This window comes from Nonomuraea sp. GTA35 (assembly GCF_041950525.1).
GTDB lineage: Bacteria > Actinomycetota > Actinomycetes > Streptosporangiales > Streptosporangiaceae > Nonomuraea.
In genome coordinates this window covers 139,985-153,067 of sequence record NZ_JBGNUV010000014.1, presented here as the reverse complement: position 1 = coordinate 153,067, position 13,083 = coordinate 139,985, and the positions used below count along the sequence as shown (strand labels likewise).

2 protein-coding genes are annotated in these 13,083 nt (G+C 74.3%); both read left to right on the top strand.

The window, feature by feature from the left end; all coding sequences use genetic code 11:
* The first annotated feature begins 153 nt into the window (after positions 1–153).
* Positions 154–3,282: a type I polyketide synthase gene (locus tag ACBJ32_RS45105; RefSeq protein ID WP_375132068.1), complete on the top strand. Its 3,129-nt coding sequence runs from the start codon at positions 154–156 to the stop codon at positions 3,280–3,282.
* 32 nt (positions 3,283–3,314) lie between these two features.
* On the top strand, positions 3,315–13,076 hold the full coding sequence (locus tag ACBJ32_RS45100) for a type I polyketide synthase (protein ID WP_375132067.1): 9,762 nt from the start codon (positions 3,315–3,317) through the stop codon (positions 13,074–13,076).
* Positions 13,077–13,083 lie beyond the last annotated feature (7 nt).

Sequence of the window (13,083 nt, the reverse complement as noted above, 5' to 3'; positions counted from 1 at the left end):
CGCGGGCAGTTGCAGATCTCACATCGAAGTCGACAGTGATCGCCGAAACCAGTTGCGGCGCGGAGAACGGTCTTGCTTAGGATGGGGGCCGACGGTGTGCCCCATTGGGGACATGTCGCTCGAATTCACTGCCTTGAGGGGGACCACTCTCTGGTGACTGGTGACGGGGGACAGGGCAAGGTGGCGGTCGTCGGCATGGCCTGCCGGCTTCCGGAAGCGGCGGACGTGGCGGCGTTCTGGACGCTGTTACGCGAGGGCGTGGACGCTGTGGCGGACATGCCCCCCGAACGGTGGGACGCCGAGCCGGGCTTCGCGGCCGCGCCGGCGTACACGCGGCGAGGCGGCTGGCTGGAGCACGTCGACCGGTTCGACGCGGACTTCTTCGGCATCCCGGCCAGGCAGGCCGCGACCATGGACCCGCGCCAGCGGCTGCTCCTCGAGCTGAGCTGGGAAGCGCTGGAGGACGCCCGGGTGGTGCCCGAACGGTTCCGCGGCAGCCGTACCGGCGTCTTCGTCGGGGCGATGTGGGACGACTACGCCGCCCTCGCCCAGCGGTACGCGGCAGGGGCCAGGTCGCCGTACGAGATGAGCGGCCTGCACCGCGCGCTGCTCGCGAACCAGATCTCCTACATCCTCCGATTACGGGGCCCCAGCCTCGTCGTGGACACCGGGCAGTCGTCGTCGCTCGTCGCCGTCCATCTCGCGGTCGAGAGCCTGTTACGCGGCGAATGTGACGTGGCCCTGGTGGGCGGGGCGAACCTGGTGCTCGATCCGGGCAGCGCGGCCGTCTCTGCGGCGTTCGGCGGGCTGTCGCCCAGCGGCCGCTCCGCGACGTTCGACGCCGGCGCCGACGGATACGCGCGCGGCGAGGGCGGCGGGGTGGTCGTGCTCAAACCGCTCCAGGCGGCACTCGCCGACGGTGACCGGATCCACGGGGTGATCCTCGGCGGCGCGGTCAACAACGACGGCGGTGGCGACACGCTCACCAGCCCCGACCAGGAGGCGCAGCAGGACGTCATCCGGCGGGCGCACGCCTCGGCGGGGATCCGGGCCGACGAGGTGCAGCACGTCGAGTTACACGGCACCGGAACCTTCGTGGGCGACCCCATCGAGGCCATGGCGTTGGGGACGGTCTTCCGCCGGGGTGATCCCGCCGCGTTACGGGTCGGATCGGTCAAGACAGCCATCGGGCATCTCGAAGGGGCCGCCGGGATCGCCGCCCTGATCAAGACGATCCTGTGCATCAGCAACAGGCAGCTCGTTCCCAGCCTCCACTTCGAGCGTCCCAGCCCGCGCATTCCGCTCGACGAGCTGGGCTTACGCGTCCAGACGGAGACGGGGCCCTGGCCGGAGCCGGACCGCCCGCTGATCGCGGGGGTGAGCTCGTTCGGGATGGGCGGCACGAACTGTCACCTCGTACTCGCCGAACCGCCCGCCCCCCACCCCGCGCCGCCGGATCCCCACCCCGGCGAAGACCCACCGTCCCGGCCGATCCCGTGGCCCCTGTCAGGGCGGAACCGGCAAGCACTCCGCGACCAGGCCCGGCGGCTGCTCGCCCGGCTGCGCGAGCACCCCGCTCGCAACCTCGACCTCGGCCTCTCCCTGGCCACGACACGCACCGCCTTCGAGCACCGGGCCGTGCTCCTGTCCACCGACCGCGCCGGGTTCGAGCGCGGGCTCGACGCCCTCGCCGCCGGACGGCCCGCCCCCGGCCTCGTGGAAGGCGCCGCCGGACCCCGGGACGGGGTCGCCTTCGTCTTCCCCGGGCAGGGATCGCAGTGGACCGGCATGGCGGTGCCGCTCCTGGAGAGCTCACCGGTCTTCCGCGAACACATGGACGCGTGCGCCGACGCCTTCGCGCCCTACCTGGACCGGCCGCTGCTGGACATCCTCGACGACCCCGCCACCTTGCACCACTCCGACCTCGTGCAGCCCGCGCTGTTCGCGGTGATGGTGTCGCTCGCCGCCCTGTGGGAGTCCTACGGGGTGCGGCCGTCGGCGGTCGTCGGGCACAGCCAGGGAGAGGTTGCCGCCGCCCACGTCGCGGGCGCGCTCTCCCTGCCCGACGCCGCACGCATCGTCGCCCTGCGCAGCCGCCTGCTGATGAGGCTCGCCCACCGCGGCGGCATGCTCTCGATCGTGCTCCCGGCCGAGGAGGTCGACAAGCACCTGCCCGACGGCCTGACCATCGCCGCCGTGAACGGGCCCGGCTCCACCGTGGTGTCCGGCGACCTCGACGCCCTGACGGCTCTGCAGGAGCGGTACGACGCCGACGGGGTGCGCGCCCGCCGGGTGGCGATCGACTACGCCTCGCACTCCCACCAGGTCGAGGTCATCCGCGCGGAGATGCTCGACGCGCTCGCCCCGACCCGTCCCGCCGCAGGCCGGGTGCCGTTCCACTCGACGGTCACGGGCGGCCCGCTGGCCGGTGCGGAGTTGACCGCCGAGTACTGGTACCGGAACCTTCGCCACCAGGTCCGCTTCGCCGAGGCCGTACGGACGATCGACTGCGGGATCTTCATCGAGGTGAGCCCGAACCCGGTTCTCACCGGAGGGGTGCGGGACACCGTGCCGGAGGCGACGGCACTGGGAACGCTGCGCCGGGACGAGGGCGGGCTGGACCGGTTCCTCACCTCGCTCTCCGAGGCGTACACCGCCGGCGCCGCGGTCGCCTGGGACCGGTGCTTCGCCGGGACCGACGCCCGGGTGGTCGACCTGCCCACCTACGCGTTCCAGCGGCAACGGCACTGGCTGGACACCCGTGAGCGCGTCGCGGAGCCGCCCGCGAAGAAGCGGGACGAAGCCGCGCCGATCGCCGAGGAGGCCACCGCGGATCCCGCCGAACTGGTGCGGGCGCAGGTGGCGGCCCTGCTCGGGCACCACGACGCGGACGCGGTGGACATGACGCGGACGTTCACGGACCTCGGGTTCGACTCGCCGCTGATCGTCGAGCTGAGCAGCCGGCTCGCCGCCGCCACCGGGCTGCGGTTGCCGATCGCCGTGATGTTCAACCACCCCACGCCCGCGCTCCTGGCCGAGCACCTGCGCGCGGAGCTACGGCCGCCCGACCCGCTGAGCACGATGCTCGACCGGCTGGCCGAGGCGCTCGACGAGCCCCCCGCCGACCCGGCCAGGCGCGCGGAGCTCGCCGACCGGCTGGCCGCGCTGTCCCGGCAGGTGGCGGCACCGGCCGAGAGACCACCGAAGGACGAGGTCGCCGGCCGGCTGCGAACGGCTTCGGTGGACGAACTTCTCAGCTTCATCGACGGGGAACTCGGATGACGCACGGCGGGACGAACTCGGGGGGCAGCCGGATGACGGACAACGACCAGCTGGTGGAGTACCTGCGGCGGGTGACCGTCGAACTGCACGAGACCCGCCGGCGGCTGCGGGAGGCCGAGGAGCGCGACCACGAGCCGATCGCGATCGTGGGGATGGCGTGCCGGTATCCGGGCGGCGTGCGCTCGCCGGAGGACCTGTGGGAGCTGGTCGCCTCCGGCGGGGATGCGATCGGAGAGTTTCCGGCCGACCGGGGCTGGGATCTGGGGGCGTTGTTCGACCCCGACCCGGAGCGCGCGGGGCGCTCCTCCGTGCGGGAGGGCGGGTTCCTGTACGACGCGGGGGAGTTCGACGCCGGCTTCTTCGGGATCTCGCCGCGTGAGGCGCTGGCGATGGATCCGCAGCAGCGGTTGCTGCTGGAGACGTCGTGGGAAGCGCTGGAACGGGCCGGGATGGATCCCCACGCGTTGCGCGCCACTCCCACGGGCGTCTTCTTCGGCGCCGTCCCGCAGGACTACGCCGCTCCTCTGCACGCCGCGCCGGAGGGGTTCGAGGGGCACATGCTGACAGGCACGACGCCGAGCGTCGCGTCGGGCCGCGTGGCGTACACGTTCGGGCTGGAGGGGCCCGCCGTCACGATCGACACGGCGTGCTCGTCGTCGCTGGTGGCGCTGCACCTGGCGGCGCAGGCGCTGCGGGCGGGCGAGTGCACGCTGGCGCTGGCGGGAGGCGTCACCGTCATGGCGAACCCCGGGATGTTCGTGGAGTTCAGCCGTCAGCGGGGGCTGGCGCCCGATGGCCGGTGCAAGTCGTTCGCGGAGGGGGCGGATGGGACGGGCTGGTCGGAGGGCGTGGGGCTGCTGGTGCTGGAACGCCTGTCCGATGCTGTGCGGTCGGGGCGGCGGGTGCTGGCGGTGGTGCGGGGGAGTGCGGTCAATCAGGACGGCGCTTCCAATGGGTTGACGGCGCCGAACGGGCCTTCGCAGGAGCGGGTGATCGCTCAGGCGCTGGCGGATGCGCGTCTTGCGGCTGGTGATGTGGATGTGGTGGAGGCGCACGGGACGGGTACGGCGCTTGGTGATCCGATCGAGGCGCAGGCGTTGATCGCCGCTTATGGCCGTGAGCGGGAGCGGCCGTTGTGGCTGGGGTCGGTGAAGTCGAACATCGGGCATGCGCAGGCGGCGGCCGGGGTTGCGGGTGTGATCAAGATGGTGGAGGCGATGCGGCACGAGACGTTGCCGCGGACTCTGCATGTGGATGAGCCGTCGTCGCATGTGGATTGGTCGTCGGGTGCGGTGTCTTTGCTGACTGAGCAGCGGCCGTGGCCTGCGGGTGATCGGCCGCGGCGGGCGGGGGTGTCGTCGTTCGGGATCAGTGGCACCAACGCGCATGTGATCCTCGAAGAGCCGCCCGTGCTGGAGGAGGCCCCTGTTCAGGGTGAGCCGGGGGTCGTGCCGCTGGTGCTGTCGGCGCGTGACGACTCGGCGCTGCGGGAGCTGGCGGCGGGGCTGGCGCCCGTGGTGGAGGCGCAGGGCCCGGCCAGGGTGGCGGCGGCGCTGGCTCGCCGGTCGGTGTTCGAGCACCGGGCCGTCGTGGTGGACGGCGCCGCGGGGATGCGGGCCCTCGCCGAGGGCGGTGAGTCGCCGGGTGCGGTGCGGGGCGTGGCGGGAGCTGACGGGCGTGTGGTGTTCGTCTTTCCCGGTCAGGGCTCGCAGTGGGCGGGAATGGGCGTCGGGCTGCTGGACGCGGCGCCGGTGTTCGCGGGACGGTTGCGCGAGTGCGCCGCGGCCTTGAGGCAGTTCGGCGACGTCGACGTGGAGGGGGTGTTGCGGTCGGGGGTGGTGCCGGAGCGGGCCGAGGTGGTCCAGCCGGTGCTGTGGGCGGTGATGGTGGCGCTGGCCGAGTTGTGGGGTTCGGTCGGGGTGCGGCCGGCGGGTGTGGTGGGGCACTCGCAGGGGGAGATCGCGGCCGCTGTGGCGTGCGGTGCGCTGTCTGTGGAGGACGGCGCACGGGTGGTCGCGTTGCGCAGCCGCGCGCTGGCACGGCTTGCGGGGCGCGGCGCGATGGCGTCGGTGTCGCAGCCGGTCGGCTGGGTGGAGGAGCGGCTCGCCGCTTTCGCGGGGGTGTCGGTCGCCGCGGTGAACGGCCCGGCGGCGACGGTGGTTTCGGGCCCGATCGAGGGCGTTGAGCGTTTTGTGGGGTCGTGTGCGGACGAGGGGGTGTGGGCGCGCCGGATCGCGGTGGACTACGCCTCCCACAGCGCGGCGGTGGAGGAGGTCGAGAACGAGATCCGGGGGCTGACGGTGCGGCCGCGCCGCTCGGAGGTGTCGTTCTTCTCCTCCGTGACCGGCACCCTGCTCGACACCGCAGGTCTGGACGGCGACTACTGGTACGAGAACCTGCGGCAGCGGGTGCGGTTCACCGACGCGGTGGGGGCGGCGCGCGCGGCAGGCGTGGGCGCCTTCGTCGAGGTGAGCCCGCATCCGGTGCTGGGGATGCACATCGAGGGAGCGCCCGTGGTGGAGACGCTCCGTCGCGACGAGGGCGGGCTCGACCGGTTCCTGCTGTCAGCGGGTGAGGCGTTCGTCCGCGGGGTGCCCGTCGACTGGCCGCCTACGGGCCAGGTGCCGGCCGAGGTGCCGACCTACCCGTTCCGGCGCCGGCGCTACTGGCTGGCGGCACAGCCGTCGCGGACCGACGTCCGGCAGCTCGGCCTGAGCTCCGCCGGCCACCCGCTTCTCGGCGCCGTCCTGGAGACCGCCGACGGCGGGCTCACCTGGACGGGGCGGATCTCGTCCGAGAGCCACCCCTGGCTGGCCGACCACGCGGTGTGGGGCGGGGCGCTGCTGCCGGGGACGGCGTTCGTGGACCTCGCGCTCCAGGCCGGCGACCAGGTCGAGGAGCTCACCCTGCACACGCCGCTGACGCTGCCCGAGCGGGGCGGCGTCCGGCTCCAGCTCGTCGCGGGGCCCGAGAACGGGACGGGACGCCGTACCGTGGCCATCCACTCACGGCCCGAGGACGCCGGGGACGGCGCCCCGTGGACGCGCCACGCCACCGGCGTGGTGGCCGGCTCCGGCGGAGCCGGCGCGGGCGTCGCCGAGACGCCGGGCGCCTGGCCACCACCCGGGGCGCGGCCGCTGGACGTGGAGGATCTCTACGAGCGGCTCGCCGTGCAGGGGTACGACTACGGACCGGCCTTCCAGAACGTGCGGGCGGCCTGGCGGCGCGGGGACGACGTGTACGCCGAGGTGGTCCTGCCGGAGGAGACGGAGGTACGCGGCTTCGCCGTGCATCCGGCGCTGCTGGACGGGACCCTGCACGCCATCGGGCTGGGCGAGCTGGTCCCGGCCGCCGGACCGGACGAGATCCCGCTGCCGTTCTCCTGGACCGGCGTGCGCGTGCACGGGACCGGCGCCTCCGCCTTGCGGGTACGGCTCCGGCCCGGCCGCGACGGCGCCATCCGCCTGGACGCGGCCGACGACCAGGGGCGGCCGGTCGTGTCCGTCGACTCCCTGGCGATGCGGCCCGCCTCGCGCCGGCGTTTCGGGACGGCGCGGCCCGACTCGCTGTACCGCGTCGGCTGGCCCGAGGTCGCCGGCAGCTCTGGCACGGCGTCACGTCCGGCCACGGCGGTGTGCCCCGACGGCCCGGACGATCCCGGCAGCGCGGCGCGGTGGGCGCTGGAGCGGATCCAGCAGTGGCTGGCCGAGGACGGGAACGCGCCCCTGGTCGTGGTGACCCGCCGGGCCGTGGCGACGGGCCATGAGGACGAGCGGATCGATCCCCGCCAGGCGCCGGTCTGGGGGCTGGTCCGTTCGGCGCAGAGCGAGCATCCCGGCCGGTTCGTGCTGCTCGACGTGGACGACACCGAGAACCTCGAACAGACGGCGTCCCTCGCCGTGGCGTCGGGCGAACCCCAGCTCGCCCTGCGTGGCGGCCGGCTCCGCGCGCCGCGCCTGGCCCCCGCGGACGGCACCGGCGCGTCCCCGACCGCGACGTCCGGCCCGGAGGGGCCCGGTGTCTCGGAGATCGCGGCGTTCGGCCCGGACGGGACGGTGCTGATCACCGGCGGCACCGGGACCCTGGGCGGACAGGTGGCCCGCCACCTCGTCACCCGGTACGGCGTTCGCCACCTGCTCCTGACCGGCCGGCGCGGCGCGGACGCGCCCGGAGCGGGCGAGCTGGTCGCCGAGCTGAAGGCGGCGGGCGCGGAGGTGACGGTGGCCGCCTGCGACGTGGCGGACCGGGACGCGCTGGCGGCCCTGCTGGCCGGGGTGCCGGCCGACCGGCCGCTGCGCGGGATCGTCCATGCCGCCGCCGTGCTGGACGACGGAGTGGTGGAGGCGCTGCGGCCCGACAGGATCGACCGGGTGCTGCAGCCGAAGGCGCTGGCCGCCCGGCACCTCCACGAGCTGACACGAGAGCTCGACCTTTCGGCGTTCGTGCTGTTCTCGTCGCTGTCGGGCGTGCTGGGCGCGCCCGGCCAGGCCAACTACGCGGCGGCCAACGCCTACCTCGACGCGCTCGCCGCGCACCGCCGCTCGCTCGGGCTGCCCGCGATCTCCCTGGCCTGGGGGCTGTGGGAGCAGCGCAGCGCCCTGACCGGGGGACTGCGGGCCGCCGACCTCGGCTGGTGGCGCGAGGTGGGGGTCGCCTTCATGCCGACGCGAGATGGCCTGGTGTTGCTCGACGCCGCCCTCGCCGCCCCGCCGGACGCGTTGCTGGTGCCCGCTCACCTGGACGCCCGCAGGGCCACGGCCCCGGTGCCGTCGATGCTGCGCGAGCTGGCACCCCGTACGGGCAGACGCCGGACCTCCGGCGATGCGGGCGGATCGTTGCGGCAGAGGCTGGCCGGGATACCGGCGGCCGACTGGGACCGGGTGCTGCTCGACCTGGTACGCGAACAGGTCGCCACCGTCCTCGGGCACGCCGGCGCGGAAGCCGTCGAGCCGCGACGGGCCTTCAAGGAGCTCGGCTTCGACTCCCTGCTGGCCGTCCGGCTGCGCAACACGCTCAACAGCGTCACCGGCGTCGAGCTCCCCACCACCGTGGTGTTCGACCACCCCAGCCCGGAGGCGCTCGCGCGGCGGCTGCGCGAGGAGGTAGCGGACGACCCCGCCGCGGCACCGGCCGTGCCCGTGCGGGAGGAGCACTCCGACGACGATCCGATCGTGATCGTGGGCATGGCCTGCCGGTACCCGGGCGGGATCTCCTCGCCCCAGGACCTGTGGCGGCTCGTGGCCTCCGAGGGCGAGGTGATCGGCGGTTTCCCCGCCGACCGGGGCTGGGATCTGGCCGCGCTGTTCGACGCCGGATCCGGCCGGTCGTCCGACACCCGGTTCGGCGGATTCCTCAGCGACGCCGGCGATTTCGACGCCGACTTCTTCGGGATCTCGCCGCGTGAGGCGCTGGCGATGGATCCGCAGCAGCGGTTGTTGCTGGAGGCGTCGTGGGAGGCGTTCGAGCGGGCCGGGATCGACGTGGCGTCCCTGCGCGGCAAGGACGCGGGAGTGTTCGTCGGCGCCATGCACCAGGACTACGGACCCCGCACCGACCAGGCAGACACCGGCGCGGACGGGTATCTGCTGACCGGTGGTGCGGCGAGCGTGTTGTCGGGGCGGGTGGCGTACACGTTCGGGCTGGAGGGGCCGGCGGTGACGATCGACACGGCGTGTTCGTCGTCGTTGGTGGCGTTGCATCTGGCGGGGCAGGCGTTGCGGCGGGGTGAGTGTTCGCTGGCGTTGGTGGGTGGGGTGACGGTGATGTCGTCGCCTGGGGTGTTTGTGGAGTTCAGTCGTCAGCGGGGGTTGGCGCCTGATGGCCGGTGTAAGTCGTTCGCGGAGGGGGCGGATGGGACGGGCTGGTCGGAGGGTGTTGGGGTTGTGGTGCTGGAGCGTCTGTCGGAGGCCAGGCGTCGGGGGCATCGGGTGCTGGCGGTGGTGCGGGGGAGTGCGGTCAATCAGGACGGCGCTTCGAATGGGTTGACGGCGCCGAACGGTCCTTCGCAGGAGCGGGTGATCGCTCAGGCGCTGGCGGATGCGCGTCTTGCGGCTGGTGATGTGGATGTGGTGGAGGCGCACGGGACGGGTACGGCGCTTGGTGATCCGATCGAGGCGCAGGCGTTGATCGCCGCTTATGGCCGTGAGCGGGAGCGGCCGTTGTGGCTGGGGTCGGTGAAGTCGAACATCGGGCATGCGCAGGCGGCGGCCGGGGTTGCGGGTGTGATCAAGATGGTGGAGGCGATGCGGCACGAGACGTTGCCGCGGACCTTGCATGTGGATGAGCCGTCGTCGCATGTGGATTGGTCGTCGGGTGCGGTGTCTTTGCTGACTGAGCAGCGGCCGTGGCCTGCGGGTGATCGGCCGCGGCGGGCGGGGGTGTCGTCGTTCGGGATCAGTGGCACCAACGCGCATGTGATCCTCGAAGAGCCGCCCGTGCTGGAGGAGGCCCCTGTTCAGGGTGAGCCGGGGGTCGTGCCGCTGGTGCTGTCGGCGCGTGACGACTCGGCGCTGCGGGAGCTGGCGGCGGGGCTGGCGCCCGTGGTGGAGGCGCAGGGCCCGGCCAGGGTGGCGGCGGCGCTGGCTCGCCGGTCGGTGTTCGAGCACCGGGCCGTCGTGGTCGGCGGCGTCGAGGGCCTGACGGCTCTGGCGGAAGGCCGGGAGTCGGCGCAGGTGGTGCGAGGTGTGGCCGGGGGCGACGGCCGGGTGGTGTTCGTCTTCCCCGGCCAGGGGTCGCAATGGCCGCACATGGGGGCGCGACTGCTGGACACGGCCCCGGCGTTCGCGGGGCGGCTGCGTGAATGCGCCGCGGCGCTGCGCGAGTTCGGCGACCTCGACGTCGAGGCGGTGCTGCGGTCCGACGTGATCCCGGAGCGGGCCGAGGTGGTCCAGCCGGTGCTGTGGGCCGTGATGGTCGCGCTGGCCGAGCTGTGGCGCTCGGCGGGCGTGGTGCCGGCGGGCGTGATCGGCCACTCGCAGGGGGAGATCGCGGCCGCGGTGGTCAGCGGCGCGCTGTCCGTGCGGGACGGCGCCCGGGTGGTGGCACTGCGCAGCCGGGCGCTGGGGCGCCTGGCGGGCCGGGGCGCGATGGCGTCGGTGTCGCAGCCGGCCGGCTGGGTGGAGGAACACCTCGCCAGGTTCGCCGGGCTGTCGGTCGCCGCGGTGAACGGCCCGGCCGCGACCGTGGTGTCCGGGCCGGCCGAGGCCGTCGAGGGCTTCGTGGCGTGGTGCGAAGCGGAAGGACACTGGGCGCGCCGGATCGCGGTCGACTACGCCTCCCACAGCGCGGCGGTGGAGGAGGTCGAGACCGAGATCCGGGCCCTGGAAGTCCGGCCACGGGCCTGCGAGATGTCATGGTTCTCCTCGGTGACCGGCGGGCCGATCGACACCACCGGCCTGAACGGCGACTACTGGTATGCGAACCTGCGCGAACCCGTGCGGTTCCAGGACGCGGTCAACGCCGCCAGGAGCGCGGGGCTGGGCACGTTCGTCGAGGTGAGCCCGCATCCGGTGCTGGCCATGCACATCGACGACGCGCCCGTGGTGGAGACCCTGCGCCGCGACGACGGCGGGCTCGACCGGTTCTGGCTGTCGGCCGGGCAGGCGTTCGTCCACGGCGTCCCCGTCACCTGGCCGGCCACCGGCGCGCCCCCGGCCGACGTGCCCACCTACCCCTTCCGACGCCGGCGCTACTGGCTGGAGCCCACCCACCACGATCCGGCGGACGCCGAGCTGTGGCAGGCGGTGGACGTCGGAGACCTCGACGGTCTCACCCGCAAGCTCCACCTGGCCGGTGACCCGCCGCTCAGCTCCGTCCTGCCAGCGCTCGCGAACTGGCGCAACCGCCACCACGCCCGCTCCGTCCTGGACACCTGGCGATACCGCGTCACCTGGCTGCACGCCGAAGCGGCGCCCGCCACGCTGTCCGGCACCTGGCTGGTCGTCGTGCCGGACAGCCACCTCGGCGACGCGACGGTGGAGGCGACCGTCCAGGCGTTGAAGAGAGCCGGCGCGTCGCCGCGGACGCTGCCCTTCTCCGACCGGAGCACCCTCGCCGCGGCGCTGGCGGCACGGCCCTCGGGCGTGCTGTCGCTGCTCGGCCTCGACGAGCGGGCCGGGCGGGACGGCGTGCCCGGCGGTACGGTGGCCACGCTGGAGCTGGTCCAGAGCATGGCGGCGGCCGGCAGCAGGGCCGCGTTGTGGTCGCTCACCAGCGGAGCCGTCGCCGCGGGGCCGGACGACACCGTGCGCAACCCCGCGCAGGCGGCCGTCTGGGGCCTGGGCCGGGTGGCGGCGCTGGAGCACCCGGAGATCTGGGGCGGCCTGATCGATCTGCCGGAGCACCCCGACGAGGCCGCGTACGCGCGGGTCTGTGCCGTCCTGGCCGGGCTCGGCGAGGAGGACCAGGCCGCGGTGCGGCCCTCGGGCGTGTACGTGCGGCGGCTCGTGCGCGCCCCGCTCGCGGGCGGCGGCCCGGCGGGCGAGCTCCGGCTGCGCGGTACGGCGCTGCTCATCGGCGGCACCGGCTCCATCGCCCCGTACGTGGCCCGCTGGCTGGCCGGACAAGGCGCCGAGCACGTCGTCCTGGTGAGCCGCCGGGGCCCCGACGCCCCCGGGGCAGCCGAGCTGGTGGCCGAGCTGACCGAGCTGGGCACCCGCGCCAGCGCCGTGGCCTGCGACGTCGCCGACCGGGACGCGCTGGCCGGTCTGCTGGCCCGGCTCGAGACCGACGGGCAGACCGTGCGGACGGTGGTGCACGCCGCCACCGCCACCCGGCTGGCTCCGCTCGCCGGCGTCACGGCCGCCGAACTCGGCGCCGTGGCGGCAGCCAAGATCCGCGGCGCCCGGCATCTGGACGAGCTCCTCGACCCCGGGCAGCTCGACCACTTCATCTGCTTCTCCTCGGTGGCCGGGGTGTGGGGCAGTGGCGACCACGCCTCGTACGCGGTCGGCAACGCCTACCTCGACGCCTTCGCCGAGCACCGGCGGGCACGCGGCCGGGCCACCACGTCGATCGCCTGGGGCGTGTGGGCCAGCGAGCGCATGCCCGACGAGGTGGACGAGACGCACCTGCGCCGCCAGGGGCTGCCGACCCTGCCGCCCGAGCTGGCGCTCACCGCCCTCGGGCAGATCCTCGCGGCGGACGAGACGTGCGTGACGGTGGCCAACGTGGACTGGGCGGTCTTCGCGCCGGTGTTCGCCTCCGCCAGGTCCCGCCCGCTGCTCGCCGCGATCGAGGAGGCGCGGGGCGACGGCGACACCCAGGACGGGCCGTCCGCCGGGCAGCCGTGGGCGGACCGGCTGGCCGGGCTGCCGCCGGCAGAGCGGGAGGCCGAGGTGCTGGCGCTCGTCACCGAGCACGTCGCCGCCGTTCTCGGCCACGCGACGCCGGACACGGTGGACGCCGATCGGTCCTTCAAGGACCTCGGCCTCGGCTCGCTGAGCGCGGTGGAGCTGCGCAACCGGCTGGGCGCGGCGACGGGCATGAAGCTGCCGGTCACCCTGGTGTTCGACCATCCCAGCCCGGCCGCGCTCGTCCGCCATCTGTGTGGGGAGCTGGAAGGGCGGCCCACCGTGCTCGCCGACCTGGACCGGCTGGAGGCCGCCGTCGCGGCGATGCCGGCCGACGGCCCGGACCGCGCGCTGGTCCGCAGCCGCCTGGCCGCGCTGGCGGCCGTCCTCGGCGGCGCCGCCACCGAGGACGTGGCCGGCTACGCCTCCCTCGACGACGACCTCGAATCCGCGACGGACACGGAGATCTTCGACCTCATCGATCGCGAGTTCGGCAATTCCTGAACGGCCC